Below are 16,139 nucleotides of genomic sequence, written 5' to 3'. Positions count from 1 at the left end.
CTTTATACCAGTGGTTTTACGAAAAGCAGAAGCATTGCAATCAACAGACCATAAAGACCGGTAGTCTCTGCTACTGCCTGTCCAAGAAGCATGGTTGACATAATATCTCCTTTTGCTCCCGGGTTACGGCCTACAGCTGCTGCTGCGTGTCCTGCTGCAATACCCTGTCCAATACCAGGTCCGATACCTGCGATAACTGCAAGTCCTGCACCAATTGCTGAGCATGCTAAAATTAAATCCTGTCCTGTAATGTTCATAATTATAAATCCTCCTTATACTGTTCTATTCTGTTTCCATCTGCTGGTTCACATATGTCATAGTCAACATACAGAATACATACGTCTGAATTGCTCCTGAGAACAAATCAAAGTACACATGAAGCGCTGCCGGCCAGACAATTGCAATCTTGGACAACAGTCCATAGACCAATGCCATCATTACGGTTCCTGATAATACGTTTGCAAACAAACGAAGTGACAGGGAAATCGGCACGGCAATCTCGCTGATGATATTGATTGGCAGCCACAGTGGCAGCCATGGTGGTAACGGCGAACACATATCTTCCCAGATTTTCTTTGGTTTCTGGTACTTTATCTGGCAGATATGGATCAGCGAAAAGGTGATAAGTCCCAACGCCAGTGTCGTTCCATAATCTGCGGTAGGCGGTCTTAGCCCGAATAATCCAGATATATTACTCATGAGAATAAAGATAAAAATGGTGCTGATGTAATTCACCAGCTTCGGTGCATTTTTCCCCATGACACCGTCAACCACGCCATCTAATTTTTCCACCATAAGTTCTACTACATTCTGAAATCCGCCCGGTACCTCCGTTGCCGCTTTCATCTTATGCTTTACAATAAATGAAAAGGCAATCAGTATCAGCATGATTATCAGAATACATACATGAGAAGTAGTAATCCATACCTCATGTCCGAAAATCTTATAGGAAAACAGTCCATGAATCATAAAATCTATATCCTGGGCACCCGCTGCTAAAATTCCGTTATCCACGCTTTCACCTCCTTATATTATATTTTTCTTCACCCTAAGAAGATTCATCACCTCTCCCTAAAAGTTTTAAAATTACTTTATGTGTAAAGGGTTGAACGTAAGCTCCAACCTTCAATCCCATTACTCCCACAAATGCTACCATCACATTGCCTATTTCAAAGTATGCCGTAACAAAAAAGACTGCTACAACTACGAGATACCGCAGCACATACTGCAATGCGATCCGTCTTGTCCTTCCGGATTCTGCCATATCCATACTGTCCCGCAGAACCACTGCCATATGGACTGCCATTCCGATTGCGGTTGCTGCTCCAATCAGAAGGCCGATGGAATATCCCAATTTGTCCTTTACAAACCAGATACCGGTAAATTCCACCACAATTTCGTATATAAGGATTCCCAGAATCAATTCCGGTAATGCATCATTTATCCTTTTTAACATCTGATTTAACCTTTCCCGTGTCTTTTTTCTGCCAAAGCCTCTGTGCCATCCGGTAGCAATTCTGGAATCCCGCTGCCGCCCCAAGGAAAAACAGCAGAATCACCAGCCACGGATGCCCGTATCTTTGGTAAATAAAAACCCCGAGTCCAACACATAAAAAAATAGGAACTATCATGTTGATACCGAACTGCATGATTAAAATCAAGGAATCATACACTTTATTTCTGTTCTTCATGAATAGCTCCTTCCCTTACATTTTCGTGAAACGCTCTGCAAATACTAAGCTCATTATATCATTTTTCCATAAATTGTCTATAAACATTTTATGAAAAATGTCTATAAATCAGCTTTATGATTTTACAATTTTACATAATTTTAACAAATATTACCAGTGGGTTTTTCCCGCACCTTCGTCATTTGTTCAATTGGTTATAAACCTTTGCCATTGTTCGTTATTTCTCCAGTCGTTACAAGGTAATATTTATTTCCCGGTTGGTGTGGGTGTACTGATAGTAGCGCACGCCTGCCGCATCTAACATCCTTTTGGAAGCAATAACTGCCGGTGTATTCTGATACTTGTCACTGTCATATACGATAGTCTTGATTCCAGCCTGAATGATTGCCTTGGCGCACTCATTACAAGGGAACAGGGACACATACATTTTCGCTCCCTCCAACGAACCGCCACGGTAATTTAAAATTGCATTTAATTCGCTGTGGGTAGTATAGAAATATTTATTTTCCAGGGGTGCTCCTTCTCTCACCCACGGAAATTCATCATCGGAGCAGCCCTTCGGCAGTCCGTTGTATCCCATGGAAAGGATCTTGTTATCCTCACTGACAATGCAGGCTCCCACCTGTGTATTCGGGTCCTTGGAGCGCATTCCGGATAACATTGCCACGCCCATAAAATATTCATCCCAACTAATATAGTCTTCCCGTTTCTGGCTCATTTTATTTCCTCCTTGCTGCGGTTTTTCTGTTGCTATTTTACCATATTTTTTTATGGTTTTATACGGTTTCTGTGAGATTTTTACGGAAATGACACAGTTCTTAGCTGAATAAAGTACTTGCCGGGGCGAAGCCCGCTTCCTTCACTTGGGATACATGATAAAGGCTGTTAGGGGCACTTGGAATTTCGCCTGTTTCTAGGCAACACCGGCACAGGGATGTGCCGGTGAGGTGCAGATGAACATGGATGTGAATTTGCACCGGTTGCCGGAATAGACTGTATCTTTTTCGAAATTCTTAGTGTCCCTTGCAGGCTTTATGCCGTATTCAAAGTGAAGGATGTGGACTGCGCCAGACAGTAATGTAAAAAAGGTTCTCAAGCCTTTCAACTTAAGAACCCTTCACATTTCATATATCTTCGAACTTATTTTGTTCCGAATATTCTGTCTCCTGCATCACCAAGTCCTGGTACAATATAGCAGTGCTCATTCAATTTCTCATCTAATGCTCCGATATAAATGTCTACGTCCGGATGTGCTTCTTGCATTGCCTTTACGCCCTCTGGCGCTGCAATGATACACATAAAGCGGATGTTCTTTACACCTCTGTCTTTTAACATCTGGATGGCTGCTATAGAAGAACCACCGGTTGCCAGCATCGGATCTACAACAAATACTTCACGCTCATCGCAATCCTCCGGAAGCTTGCAGTAATATTCTACCGGTTTTAATGTCTGTGGGTCACGGTAAAGTCCGATGTGTCCGACTTTTGCTGCAGGAATCATTGCAAGCATTCCGTCTACCATTCCAAGACCTGCACGCAAGATTGGTATCACTGCCAGTTTCTTTCCTTTTAACTCTTTTACAGTTGTCCTGCAGATTGGAGTCTCGATTTCGATATCGGTAAGTTTCAAATCCCTGGTTGCCTCGTAGCACATTAACATAGCGATTTCGCTGATTAATGTACGGAACTCCTTAGAACCCGTTTCTTTTCTTCTTATCCAGCCGATTTTATGCTGAATCAGTGGATGATCCATTACAAATACTTTTGACATATCATTCTCCTTCGTTTAATAATTTCACTAATTTTTTTATACTCTTATTCATGGTCTCAAAGCAAAGCCCGTATGACTGAAGTGTGCCGCCATAAGGATCTAAGATTTCCAGTTCATCCCCTACTAACTCCGTCAGTACCTGGACATTTTCTTCCTTCGCCTCCGGAAACATTTCCAATAATTTCTGTCTCTGCTGTGCTTCCATTGTAAGCACCAATGTATCTTCGCCAAAATCCCCTGCTGTAATCTGGCTTGACATAAAACCTTCCATGTTAATGCCATTGCTTATCATAACAGCTTCTGCCTTCTGATTCAGTGGTTCCGGGAATAATACCACAAGACCTCTCACCAGCACTTCTACCGGATGATTCAGGGAATATTCCCGAAAAATACCGGCCGCCATGGGTGCCCTGCATGTTCCGCTTTCTGCCACGAATACAATGCGATTGTATGGCTTCATAAAAACCTCCTCTAAACTGTAATCACCTGATGTCCTGCAGCCTTCAGCAGACGATTCATAATTGCCTGCCCAATACGCGGAGTTGCAAAACTCTCAGAGTAAATAATATCTACTTCTTTCTCATCAAAGTCCCGCAACAGTTTATACAAATGCTTTGCAATTGCATCCTCATCACTGCGTGCACCAATACTTACCACTTCGCCTTCCGGATAACGGTCTATCGTTTCGTCTGTTCCGATGATTCCTACCTTCTTCCCCAGTAGAACCGCTTCCTTTGTCAAAGCATTAATCTTTGCTACTACCTTCTCTTCTTCTCCGTCTACCAGAATCAAATCTGCTTTCGGTGCATAATGCTTATATTTCATTCCCGGTGCTTTCGGCTTCTGCAGCGAATCCGAAGCAATAATTCCAGGATCCATTTTCACTTCCCCGATTACCTTTTCTAACATTTTCGGTGTAATATAGCCCGGTCTTAAAATCATTGGTATGTCTTCTGTCAGATCAACAATCGTGGATTCAATTCCAATTCCCACAGGACCCCCATCCAGTATCATCGGAATTCTGCCATCCATATCAAATGCTACATGCTCTGCCAGAGTCGGACTCGGTTTACCGGATGTATTGGCACTCGGTGCCGCAATATATCCACCGCTTCTCCTGATCAGTTCCAGTGCAACCGGGTGATTTGGCATGCGGACTGCCACCGTATCCATCCCCCCTGTAGTTTCATATGGAACCTTATCATTCTTGCGCACAATCATGGTCAGCGGGCCCGGCCAGAATGCATCTGCAAGTTTCTTTGCTTCTTCCGGCATCTCCTGTGCGATTTTCTCCATGTCTGAAAATTCTGCCACATGGACAATCAAAGGATTATCAGATGGTCTTCCCTTTGCCGCATAAATTTTCTTCGATGCCTCTGCACTCAGTGCATCTGCGCCCAGTCCATATACCGTCTCAGTTGGAAATGCCACCAGCCCTCCATCCCGGATAATTGCGGCTGCACGTTCCAGTGCTTCTGTATCCATATTATTCTGATCTATTTTTATCACTTCTGTTTTCATAACGCTTATTATATCACGTTCCCTTTATGTGTTCAAGAACTGGAATTGTTTTCAAAATCCATTTCCATCGAAAATCGAAAACACCCGAAAACCGCACTTCCTACTTGCTATGTAGCCCTAAGTGTGGCATAATCAGTATGTTCACTAGAATATTATGGAAAGGAGTTTCCAGATGAAAATTACAAAAAGCGAATTTGGCATGACCAAAGATAATAAGCCGATTTCCCTTTATACTATTGAAAATGCATCCGGTGCTTCCGTTACACTTTCGGATTATGGATGTCGTATTATTAAGATTATGGTTCCGAATAAAGAGGGAAAACTGACCGATGTAATTTTAGGCTTAATGAATGCCGATGAGTATCTTGCTGATGATGCCAGCCTGGGAGCTGTTGTCGGTCGATGCGCCAACCGTATCGCCAAAGGGCACTTTACCTTAAATGATAAAGAATACAATCTTGCCATTAATAATGGGCCAAACCACCTGCATGGTGGTCCTACGGGATTTGGTCAGCGTGTATGGACCGGAAAAATTACAGATGATAAAGTTACTTTTACCCGCATTTCTCCGGATGGAGAAGAAGGTTATCCGGGTAACCTTACAGTTTCCGTTACCTACGGATGGTCTGAAGACAATGAATTATCTATTGTTTACGATGCAGCCTGTGATCAGGATACTGTATTCTCTGTTACCAGCCATGGTTATTTCAATCTGAATGGGGAAGGAAACGGTACCGTATTAGATCAGGAATTACGCATTGATGCAGATGCGATTACAGAACTGGATGACACACAGTGTCCTACCGGTGCATTTCTCTCTGTGGAGGGAAGCCCATTTGATTTCCGTGAGATGAAGAAAATCGGTGACGGCATTCACTGTAACAATGCCCAGTTAAAATTAGGCGGCACTTACGACCATAACTTTGTAATCAACGGGGATGGCTTAAGAGAGGCGGCTGTTTTACAGTCTAAGGAAAGCGGCATACGGATGACCTGCTTTACCGACCAGCCGGGTGTACAGCTCTATGTCCCTTGTTATACCCTTCATCAGAAAGGAATTGATGGCAAAGATTATCCGCCATATTCCGCAGTATGTTTAGAGACACAGCATTATCCAAATGCGATCAATATCGAACATTTCCCTCCTGTTGTTTTAAAAGCAGGCGAGAATTTCCGTTCCAAGACACTCTATCATTTTTCTGTGATGGGCTAAACCCGAAAAAAATATAAGAAAGCAAAAGATTCCAGACCATTATGGCTGGAATCTTTTTTGTAATCTTTCTTTATTTCTGATGCATTTCAATGCTGTTTCACTTTCTGTTTTTCTGTATCTGCAGTCTCATTACTCATGCCGGCTTCTTCTGTATCTGCTGTTTCATTGCCCAGACAGTCTAGAATTCCATCTGCAATAGCTTCTGCCACTGCCTCCTGATATTCCCCGGTAGATAATTTCGCGGCCTCCTCGGAATTACTTAAGAAGCCGCATTCTACGATTACCGTAGGATATGCCGTTTTTTTCAGGAGATAATAACTCTCATTGGCTTTTGCTTCCCGCTTATTTTCCGTATCCAGATGCGACCGCAGGCTTTCCTGCATAATCCCGGCAATTTTTCTGCCCTCCTCGGACTGTCCAAAATAGAAGCACTGAGCTCCGCTTATGGACTCTTCCGTATAACTGTTCTGATGGACACTTATGGTAAATAACGGCTCCGCCTCATCAATCAGCCGGCAGCGGTTACGCATATCTGCCACCTTTTTGCTGCCGCTCTCCCCTTTATCAAGACTTTCGTCTGTCTCCCGGGTCAGAATCACTGTTATATTTTCTTTTTCCAGACGGGCTTTTACCTTCTTTGCAATGGCAAGGTTAATGTCCTTTTCCAGTTCGCCGTGAATCCCGATTTTGCCCGGGTCATCACCGCCATGGCCTGCGTCCACAACGATACATGGCTTTTCTTCTGCTGCCCGCATGCTGCTTACCAGCACTGCTCCTTCTTTTGATAACAGGCATACTGCCACCAGTAGAAGAACTGCCATATATAATTCCATTCTTTTTTTCAAACCACACTTCCTAATTCTTTTCTTTATAATAAATATGAAAGTGCCGGCTCAATTATCCTGTTTTATCTGTTAATCCACTTTAAACTTCGCAATTTCTTCGGTAATCTCTACTACAATCCGTTTCAGTTCCTGTCCGGCTTCCACTACTTTGTCGCCATCCTTGGAGAATTCTTCGGAAATATCCATAACAACTTTTTCATGGGCCTCTCCGTTGCGGTTTTACACTTTAGTTATTTGTATATTTTATAATGGTATCCCAGATGCTGTCTGTCTCAAAGCCAAGCTTCCAGAAAGATATTCCCGCAAGTTTATTTGACTTCATGACTTCTAACTTCTTCTCAAGGGAAGCTGCGTCTTCCATCCAGACTTTATAGGTAACCCCATCATTTACATATTCTGCGTAATTCTGCCCATCTTCTTCCGACCAGGTCGGCGTTGCTCCATTTAATTCCAGACGTTTCTGTACCGTATCCATACCAACAGCTTCGCTGGTCAAATCATATGGTACATAATCCTCTGCTGCTGCAGCTGTTGTATCTTCTTCATCATCTGCCTTTGGTGTCTCTGCCCATATTCTTGTATAGAACGGACATCCCAGAATGATCTGGTCTGCAGGTACTTCCTTTAAGGTATCGGCTACTCCGTTGGTTACAAATCCAATGGATGCAACAGATCCTTCATCTGAACCAGCATAATGCTCATCATATCCCATAATCACTACATAATCCGCAAAATTTGCCTGTTCTTCCCGGTCATAAAATGCGGTATAAGCACTCGGCACATAGTTGTCCACGGATAATACCACGCCGTTGTTTGCACATTTTAAGGAAAGTTCGCGGATAAACTGGATATAGCTGTCTCCCACTGCTTCACTGTTTAAGGATTCAAAATCCAGATTGATTCCATCCAAATCGTACTGGATTGCTGCTGAAATAATCTGATTGACCAGATACTGTCTGGTAGAGGTATGGGTCAGAACAGCAGCTGTGTCCACTTCTTTATTTTCAAGATTGCTTACCAGTCCCCAGACCTCAATATTATTCTGATGGCAGTAGTTTACATAATCCAGCGATGCAAGGTTTGCAATGTTACCGTTATTATCATTTAAGTAGAACCAGGTCGGTGCGATTACATTGATTCCCTTGGTATTCTGCAATACTGTTGCAATGGTGCTGTTGGCATCCTTTGTTGTCACCTGATGCCATGCCATTTCTATGGTAAAGTCCTTGGAAATATGGGTAAATTCCGGCTCTGTAAAATCATTGTTCAAGGTTTCAGTGGTTACTTTTCCTACGAACTTATTCTTAAGGTATCCGATAACACCATCTTCTGTCATGGCTTTGGTCCATCTGTCACCTGCATCCAAAATTGTCAGAGTCTCACCTTTTTCTAAGTCTTTCACGATTGGACTCTTGATACCGCCCTTTAAACGAAGCTGTGTTGCCTTCTTCGCCGGTGCTGTATCCACATCCCCCCACACGGTATTGATTACGGTACGATTCGGGTCTTCATATACTTCGTGGGTAATATTGGTATACTGCTCTACAAAATCAAGCGCAAGATACATGGTATTGCTGTCATTCCGGACAATTGTATAATCTGCACTCTGGTTTTCCTTTCCTACCTGATAAGTATTGCTGCCTGCTGCCACGGTAACGAGATTATCCGGCAGTGTATAAAGCAATACATTTTCATTGGCATCCCAGTAAAAACGGTCATTGAAGCGGTCATGTACCGTTTCATAATCCACATAAACTTCGCCGTCTATATATTTGCCCGGTGTTTCTAACACTTCATGATCCACCACCAGCGAAATATCATCATCCGCCTGTAAATGATAATATTCTGTCATATCCTGATGCTCTTTACTCGGAATATATTTCTGAATAATTTTCGTTCCTACGGCAATCAGCAGCACCAGTAATATCAATACGATTACCACAATAACCGGTGCTAATTTCGTGTTTTTTCTGTTCCGTCTGCGGTTCCTGTTTCTATTTCTATTTCCATTTGTCGGTCTGTTCGTTCGCTGCGTTCTCTCCAAGCCTGCGTCCTCCTGTACTTTACTGTTCTATTTTCTTATGGTTTTCCATTTTTGTTTTCTTTGCCATAAGCATACGTCATTGGTGGGAAAATTTCAAGTAAAAACCACCTGGAAACACGCTTTGCGAGTTTCCCGCGTAAAAAGAGGCACAGACTATAATTTTTGTCTGTGCCTCTTACCTTTCTTTTTCTTTACATTGTGCTGCATTCCGCAGCGGTGTGAGTAAGCATTCAGGGTAACCTTCTCACATCAAAAGCATATATTTCTATTTATTCATCTTTTTTTGTTTTTGGTTTCTGTTAAATTTACATGCCTGCTTTCTACTTTCCTTTTCCAAAAGGATAAGCGTTCGTGATATGTTAAACTAAAGTTTTTAAAAACAGGCGCTCTGCTTCTTTTAAATGAAGCGGGTCCTCCATAAAAGGAAGGGTATGGATTGGTATGCGGTATTGTTTCTGAAAATCTTTTTTATCTTTTTTCATCCCAAACTGTGCCAGAAACGTCACGTTATCCAAACACTTTTCCTCTTCCCATATGACGGACATAAAATACTCTAATTCCTTTCGTTTCCATGGACTTAAGGAAACCAGAATCAGCTTCCGGTCACAGCGCAAGAATTCCCGACGAATCCTGTAAAACTCACTTCCGCCGTCTATGATGTAATATTCATAGCCCTGTCGGATATATTCCGGCATATTATCACTTCCCGCATTTGCAAAATAGTGTTTTCTGTCCGGCCGCCCCCATTTACCCTGCTGCTGTTTCTGCAGTTCTTCCAATTCGTGATTTCCACTTAATTCCACCAATGCCGTGTGACTTTTCAGGCAGTCCGCACAGTAATGGGTCAGCGCAGTGCACAGATGCGTCACACCCACGCCCTGCTGCACACCAAATATTCCGATACTTTTTCTTTCTTCCATGGTTTGTTATCTTCTCCCTTCTTTCGAAAGCATTTGTGTGAAGAATGCTTCCTTTTCTCTGCCACCATCAAATGGCATTGTGTCCCTCGGATAACAGTACACTTCTCTTCCGATGAAAGCTGCAAATTCTCTCGCCTCCATGGGGCTGCTGTGATTACAGATAATTTTAAGATTTGGTACACAACGTAACGTTTGCCAGGCTTTCATGGAAGCCTCCCGCTTCCACAAAGACAGATTCACTACGAGTACTGTAATCTCAGCCTCTTCCATGCAGGCTTCTTCCACTGCAGCTCCATAATCGAAAATGAGTGTATCTTCCCCGCTGCCGATAGACTCACTTCCCCGGAAATTCCGGCAGATGACGATATCTTCTTCGCACTCTGCCTCACGCTCCGCCCAATTTGTTCCACCACATTACTTATCTTTTCCCTCTTTTCGGACTGAATTTCCCGATACAGGGCATTTGCGCCCCCCGCATTAAAAAATGAAGTCAGTGCAATGGCTATATGGGTGGTTCCGACTCCGGATTCTGCCCCCACAACAGATATGCTTTTTAAGAGATGCTCTTTCCGATTCCCCTTCTGCTTTAACGCACGGGTCAGTGCCTGTTGTAATTCCCCGGCGCTTTTGTAACGCTTGTTTGGATTTTTTCTTGTGGCTTTTTGTGCGATATGCCGGAATGCCGGGCTGCTTTTGTGGGAATGCTTCTTAATATAAAGTGAAAAAATAGCCCCGATTGCATAAATATCGCTTGCCGTATGCAGTTCATGTTCCCCGTACTGCTCCGGTGCCGCAAAACCTTTTGTTCCATAGTTCTGATAATTTTTTCCACGACTGGTAATATATGATGCAATTCCAAAATCGATTAATTTTACCTGATTCCCACATACTATAATGTGCGACGGTTTTAAATCCTGATGTAATACCGGAAATGGTTTCTGGCTGTGCAGGAATGAAACGATTCCGCAAAGCTGTATGCCAATCTGTATCATATACTCCTGGGAAACTGACATATTCCAAAGCAACTTCTCTAACGATTCCCCTTCAACATATTCCTCAATGATATAATAAAAGGCTTCATCTTCCTCTATATCATATACAATTGGAATTCCGGGATGTCGTAACTTAGCGAGAATGTTCGCTTCAGAAAGAATTGAAGACGGCATAGAACGTGTCTTTGAAATACACTTTATTGCACGATATGTCTCCAACTTCAGATGTCTGGCAAGATACACCTTTCCTGCTGCGCCGCTTCCTAACTCCGACAACAGCTCGTATCTGTCAAACAAAATTTGTGTTTCTATATGTTCCGCCCCTTCCTTCTTTCAAAGGAACCGGAACGCATCTCTTGGAATAGTTTATAGCACAAAGCAATTATGCTTTGCAATAGAAAATCTGTTTTTTTAGATTTTTTAGAAAACTTTAATATTTTTTACCGGGTTTACAAGTATTTTGCATTCCATTATAATATAGGCGTAAACTTCATACAATTTTCTATAGATAAGGAAGTGATTTTTATGAAAATTGAAAAAGTGAATGATAACCAGATTCGCTGCACACTTACCAGAGCAGACTTAGATGACCGCCATCTGAAGCTGAGTGAGTTAGCATATGGCACGGAGAAAGCAAAGTCCCTGTTTCGTGACATGATGCAGCAGGCGAATTATGAATTTGGATTTGAAGCCGAGGATATGCCTCTTATGATAGAAGCCGTTCCCCTGACACAAGATACAGTATTGCTTATTATTACCAAGGTAGAATACCCGGAAGAGTTAGACACCCGGTTTTCCAAATTTTCAGAGCCGGACGAAAATGAATATCCGGATTTTGCAGATGCAAAGAACACTCCTGCAGCCGGAGCCGATGATATTTTAGGCTTCTTCAAACAGCTTCAGGAGAAGCAGAAGAGCGAACTTGCCAAGTCAGTGAAGGCTGCTGCCCCGGCAGAAGCCCCTGTCAAGAAGGCTGCCTCTCCTGCTCCGAAGCCTGTCGTAGAACCGGTGGTAGATATTACCCGGCTGTTCGTCTTCGACAGCTTAGAGAAAATCAGCAATCTTGCCCGTATTTTAAATGGCTTTTATAACGACCGGAATTTCCTTTACAAGAATCCGAATAAGAGTGCCTTTTATCTGGTACTGCACAAGGGACACCATTCTCCGGAAGATTTCAATAAGGTCTGCAACATCTTATCGGAATACGCTTCCACTGAGAAATACAGCCGTGCTTCGCAGGCTTACTTCGATGAGCATTTCCTGCCTCTGATTAAAGAGCAGGCACTGCAGGTACTGGCGGAAATTTAAAAACGATAAAAAGGAATTGCTTTGAGTTTCACTCAATGGCAATTCTTTTTTTGTTTATCTTTCTAATTTATGTAACCGACCATGCTCCATCTCATATACTTCATCACATAATAATTCTATATCCTCTCGATTGTGACTGGCCAGTAGTAAAGTTTTTCCCTCTTCTTTAAAAGAAAGAAACAATTTCCTCATTTGTTCAACCCCATCTTTATCTAATCCATTCATCGGTTCATCTAAAATGAGAATATCCTGATTTTCCATCGTTGCCTGTGCAATTGCAAGACGCTGCTTCATACCCAGAGAATATTTTCCTACCGGTTTCTTTAGCTCCGGATCAAGTCCGACTTTTCTCATACTTTCTTTTACATATTCCCGATTTTTCTTATGATTAATCATATATAACAGTTCAAGATTTTTAAGTCCGCTGTACTGCTTTATAAATGCCGGTTCTTCAATAATTGTTCCCAGATTTTGAACCACATCCATATCTTTTCCAACCATTTTCCCACGAACTGTTATTGTTCCTTTTTCTACAAGATAGAATCCACTAATGCACTTAAAAAGTACTGATTTTCCTGAACCATTATACCCTACAATTCCATATATTTTTCCACTTTCACAAGTCAATGATACATCCTTTAATACTTTATGCTTTTTAAAAGATTTCTCAATATGTTCTACTTTAATAACCTCTGCCATAGCTATTCCTCCCTGCTTATCCAGTCTATTCTCTGAATCTGTCTCTGACCTGCAACCACCAGCAGAAACAGAATCAGAAAATAACCTACATAGATATATACAAAATTTGGTTTACTCAAATCATATCCATATCTCCAATTTCCCACATTTTCCCATGAAAATGGTGAAAAATATATAAGTCCTAATTTTGCACCGGCATCCAGATAGTTTACCATTGTAGAAAAGAAAATAAGCAGAATAGTGACTATATATGCACCTACTCTTCTAACATAAAGACTCAATGTATATAATAGCATTCCAATTACTGCAAATGCTAATATATCCATTAAAATTACATGCCCTATCATCTGGTAGGGTGTAAATGCTGACATTACTTTTGTATCCACAATCAGCGGAATCTGATATTTTTCCATACCATAAACAGAAACCGTCCTGTACAGACTTCCCCATGAATTGCTAAAATCAACTGCCGGAAAGTTCAATAAAATGCTTAATAATACCAGTATTACAGCTAATAAAATACTGCTTCCGAAAATATAAAAAATATTTCGACTTCCCCACCTCTTTTTTCCTATACGCTGTACAAAATATAATTCATTTCTCTCCATAAATGGAGCATTCGAATAAAAACATAACACACTTAAAAGTACAACCTTCATAAAGAAATCATCATTTTGAATAAAAGGTAATATTGCAAAACTGTCTTTTACGTTCAATTCCATTGCAAGATTCCGGTAGAGTCTTAACATATCATCTACCATAAATCCCCAAATGATAAGTAATGTCAAAAAACGCATGGACTTCATTCTGCAATAAAGATTCTGTATTTTTGACTGCAAATTCACATACTTTCCCCCCTTACCTCTTTTGTTACTCTGGCTGCAATTAAATTACCCAATACGATAACACAAAGTATTGTCATTAAGAATATGTATCCAAGACTTATCCATGCATTTCCAAATACATCTGTAGAAAACATAAATAGAGAATTCCAATCCCAAATACCACCTTGTGGAAATAATACGCCAAGATATGTAACTATAAAATAATAACCAGCCATAGGAATGCAGATTGCAAACATCTGATTCTTAGCCAATAGAGACAGCAGCATGGATACCAGACACAGAATGCCTCCTAACAATCCAAATATAATTGCAGAAAAAACCAAATATAATATTGGCATTCCATGCATTGCAAACCATCCAAAACAATTCCCACGCAAATCGACACCATTTGCTGTAAAAAATTCATCCTCTAACATCAGCAGGGGATGCCAAAAACTATCCTGCTGAAAAAAGAGTAACTGTCCTGCCAAAACAGTAATATCTGCTGCCAGAAATCCGCTTAATACTTTTGACCATATATAACTCTTTAAATCTCCACGCAAAATTTCATTCTGCCAAAAATGATGTTCCTGATCTTCTCTTAATGCATTTCCATATGCAAAACTGCTAAATGCAAATATTGCAATTGTAACACTCTGAAATTTCATAACTTTATATCTGCTAATAACATCTATTGCCGGTTGTCCAACCTTCGCCATTAGATTCATCGTAATATATACCCCTATCACTCCAAGCCAAAATGGTGCTGAAGTAAATACCCTGTATAAATCCATTTTTAAATATTTTTTCAGCATATTACTACTCTACCTCCAGTTCAACCATCTCTTCTCCTGTGACAGCATTAATTGGTATATAATTATATGATTCATTCCGTCCTTCTCCCTGATATTTCCCAATCTGACATATCCATACCGGCACCATATCATATACCCCGTTTTTCTTTTGTAATGGATACATTACAAGCTGACATTTCCGAACAGTTATTGGTTCTTCCGTAATAACACTTCCATAGTTCTTTTCTAAAACCTCTGCAATTTTATCAAAAGAAACCAGTGATAACTTCTTTTTTTCTAATTTGCAGGAATATAAAACAGGAATCTGAAGTTCCCCTAATCCATCTTTCATTACATACACCTGCATATCACCATACATTCCCGGATAATCCCTGATATTTTCATACCGGAAAATTTCGATTCCCTGTAAAGTCTGAGAAAAATAGAATAGATAACCCTCTTCCTCTTCTGACCATTCTTCTTTTGCATCTTCTTCGGATAAACTGCCATCCTTTTGTAATATCTGCGTCTGCTCTTTTAAATCTTCTGCGTGCATACAATAGCTTTCCTTGTATTGTAAATTACCTTCCTCTATTCCAAGCTGATTCATTTGTTCACATGCACTTTCCCACGCCTGCGTTCTGTCAAAACCAGATAAATCATCTGCATCCCTAAATACAGCCTCATTATCCATTGGATCCTCTGCCCCATATTCACCATTCATATGCAGTACCTGCACTAAATATCTCATTAACGGTTCTTTCCAGTAAAGTCCCTGTTCGGCATCTAAACGTAAAAATCCCTCTAATTCATTATCGTAAACTTCAGCATTCAACCTGTCCCCATTTCGGCTTTCTGTTTCAAAACAGCTTTCTTCATAGTTTAAATTATCCTTTAAGAACATTGTTTTCCACTTATCCGCATCCGGATAAACAATGCTTGCTGTTGATGCATATAAATTTTCATAATCAATATTTTCCCCTGTAATTATCTTTGCATCAAACGCAAAACTATCGTTCACTGTTTTTTTATATTCTTCCGGAAAAGATACTGAACTCTGTTTCTTTTCTGTGTCATTTTCCGCTATCTTCTGATATTCTGTTCGTTCATATGGCAGATGAGCCTGCTGCCATAAAATTGCTATGCATATTATTACTACTGTATAAAAGGCAATTGTTTTAATAACTTTTTTGCAGTTATTTATTTTCATATCTACTCCTTTTACAGGTGGGGCTAACCCCACCTGCAATATATATAAGTTCTTTCCATTCTTTAAGATGTGTACCTTCCAGATATTGTTATGGTATGAGAATGTGCTGCGCGCCTGTGATTCATTTTTTACAGAAACAGCAAACGGACTTGCATCATTTGTCAATTTCCAATATTTTGGAAATAAATTTAAATATCACAAAATAGAATTCTCTTTTCTTTACTTAAAGAACCGGAATCCTCTGCTTACATTTCTCTATATGATTTTATTTTGGGAAATTTGATATCCAAGACTTTGAATATCAAATA

At 40.8% G+C, this 16,139-nt stretch carries 19 protein-coding genes; 2 read left to right on the top strand and 17 right to left on the bottom strand.

Annotated features, from left to right (window positions below; translation table 11 throughout):
• Positions 1–2: 2 nt before the first annotated feature.
• From atpE to DW059_RS11395, 8 genes are all read right to left on the bottom strand, one after another.
• Complete coding sequence (gene atpE / locus DW059_RS11430) at positions 3–257, bottom strand: ATP synthase F0 subunit C (protein WP_007890533.1); 255 nt, start codon at positions 255–257, stop codon at positions 3–5.
• A 25-nt stretch (positions 258–282) separates the two neighbouring features.
• Positions 283–969, bottom strand: a complete 687-nt coding sequence (atpB, locus tag DW059_RS11425; RefSeq protein ID WP_117698891.1) for a F0F1 ATP synthase subunit A — start codon at positions 967–969, stop codon at positions 283–285.
• 79 nt (positions 970–1,048) lie between these two features.
• Positions 1,049–1,456: a hypothetical protein gene (locus DW059_RS11420; RefSeq protein WP_117698876.1), complete on the bottom strand. Its 408-nt coding sequence runs from the start codon at positions 1,454–1,456 to the stop codon at positions 1,049–1,051.
• Complete coding sequence (locus tag DW059_RS11415; protein WP_117698875.1) at positions 1,437–1,691, bottom strand: AtpZ/AtpI family protein; 255 nt, start codon at positions 1,689–1,691, stop codon at positions 1,437–1,439. Before DW059_RS11415 ends, DW059_RS11420 begins: the two co-directional genes overlap by 20 nt.
• Positions 1,692–1,923: 232 nt before the next feature.
• The gene (locus tag DW059_RS11410; protein ID WP_022242836.1) at positions 1,924–2,409 is read right to left on the bottom strand and encodes a deoxycytidylate deaminase; all 486 of its coding nucleotides are present in this window, start codon (positions 2,407–2,409) and stop codon (positions 1,924–1,926) included.
• A gap of 422 nt (positions 2,410–2,831) precedes the next feature.
• Positions 2,832–3,461: a uracil phosphoribosyltransferase gene (gene upp / locus DW059_RS11405; protein ID WP_117698874.1), complete on the bottom strand. Its 630-nt coding sequence runs from the start codon at positions 3,459–3,461 to the stop codon at positions 2,832–2,834.
• A 1-nt stretch (position 3,462) separates the two neighbouring features.
• Positions 3,463–3,921: an arsenate reductase/protein-tyrosine-phosphatase family protein gene (locus DW059_RS11400; RefSeq protein WP_117698873.1), complete on the bottom strand. Its 459-nt coding sequence runs from the start codon at positions 3,919–3,921 to the stop codon at positions 3,463–3,465.
• Positions 3,922–3,932: 11 nt separating this feature from the next.
• Entirely contained in the window at positions 3,933–4,982 is a 1,050-nt protein-coding gene (locus tag DW059_RS11395) for an L-threonylcarbamoyladenylate synthase (protein WP_117698872.1), read from the bottom strand.
• Positions 4,983–5,154: 172 nt separating this feature from the next.
• On the opposite strand from DW059_RS11395, the gene DW059_RS11390 reads away from it, so the two are divergent.
• A complete protein-coding gene (locus tag DW059_RS11390) occupies positions 5,155–6,195 on the top strand; it encodes an aldose epimerase family protein (RefSeq protein WP_117698871.1) in 1,041 nt (346 codons plus the stop codon).
• 86 nt (positions 6,196–6,281) lie between these two features.
• On the opposite strand, the gene DW059_RS11385 is transcribed toward DW059_RS11390, so the two are convergent.
• The 5 genes from DW059_RS11385 to DW059_RS11365 all read right to left on the bottom strand — a co-directional run bounded on the left by DW059_RS11385 (position 6,282) and on the right by DW059_RS11365 (position 11,293).
• Positions 6,282–7,040, bottom strand: coding sequence for an N-acetylmuramoyl-L-alanine amidase (locus DW059_RS11385; protein WP_117698870.1), 759 nt, complete (start codon positions 7,038–7,040; stop codon positions 6,282–6,284).
• A 226-nt stretch (positions 7,041–7,266) separates the two neighbouring features.
• On the bottom strand, positions 7,267–9,084 hold the full coding sequence (locus tag DW059_RS11380; RefSeq protein ID WP_199534345.1) for a glycosyl hydrolase family 18 protein: 1,818 nt from the start codon (positions 9,082–9,084) through the stop codon (positions 7,267–7,269).
• A gap of 359 nt (positions 9,085–9,443) precedes the next feature.
• Positions 9,444–10,004, bottom strand: a complete 561-nt coding sequence (locus DW059_RS11375) for a hypothetical protein (protein WP_117698869.1) — start codon at positions 10,002–10,004, stop codon at positions 9,444–9,446.
• Between the two features lie 6 nt (positions 10,005–10,010).
• A complete protein-coding gene (locus DW059_RS11370) occupies positions 10,011–10,211 on the bottom strand; it encodes a hypothetical protein (RefSeq protein ID WP_118704972.1) in 201 nt (66 codons plus the stop codon).
• A gap of 32 nt (positions 10,212–10,243) precedes the next feature.
• Positions 10,244–11,293: a serine/threonine protein kinase gene (locus DW059_RS11365; protein WP_158552117.1), complete on the bottom strand. Its 1,050-nt coding sequence runs from the start codon at positions 11,291–11,293 to the stop codon at positions 10,244–10,246.
• 228 nt (positions 11,294–11,521) lie between these two features.
• Between DW059_RS11365 and DW059_RS11360 the strand changes: the two genes are divergently transcribed.
• Entirely contained in the window at positions 11,522–12,304 is a 783-nt protein-coding gene (locus tag DW059_RS11360) for an adaptor protein MecA (RefSeq protein WP_022242827.1), read from the top strand.
• A gap of 54 nt (positions 12,305–12,358) precedes the next feature.
• On the opposite strand, the gene DW059_RS11355 is transcribed toward DW059_RS11360, so the two are convergent.
• Genes DW059_RS11355 through DW059_RS11340 form a run of 4 tightly spaced genes read right to left on the bottom strand, consistent with a single transcriptional unit; the run spans position 12,359 to position 15,831 of the window.
• Positions 12,359–13,003: an ATP-binding cassette domain-containing protein gene (locus DW059_RS11355; RefSeq protein WP_117698866.1), complete on the bottom strand. Its 645-nt coding sequence runs from the start codon at positions 13,001–13,003 to the stop codon at positions 12,359–12,361.
• 2 nt (positions 13,004–13,005) lie between these two features.
• Positions 13,006–13,848 carry a hypothetical protein gene (locus tag DW059_RS11350; protein WP_117698865.1) on the bottom strand — a complete coding sequence of 281 codons (843 nt, stop codon included), beginning with the start codon at positions 13,846–13,848 and terminating at the stop codon, positions 13,006–13,008.
• Positions 13,845–14,642, bottom strand: coding sequence for a hypothetical protein (locus DW059_RS11345; protein WP_117698864.1), 798 nt, complete (start codon positions 14,640–14,642; stop codon positions 13,845–13,847). Before DW059_RS11345 ends, DW059_RS11350 begins: the two co-directional genes overlap by 4 nt.
• A gap of 4 nt (positions 14,643–14,646) precedes the next feature.
• A complete protein-coding gene (locus DW059_RS11340; RefSeq protein WP_147326051.1) occupies positions 14,647–15,831 on the bottom strand; it encodes a hypothetical protein in 1,185 nt (394 codons plus the stop codon).
• Positions 15,832–16,139: the final 308 nt, after the last annotated feature.

It is taken from the genome of Roseburia sp. AF42-8 (assembly GCF_003435965.1).
GTDB lineage: Bacteria > Bacillota > Clostridia > Lachnospirales > Lachnospiraceae > Roseburia_C > Roseburia_C amylophila.
This window is presented reverse-complemented; position numbering and strand designations above follow the sequence as displayed.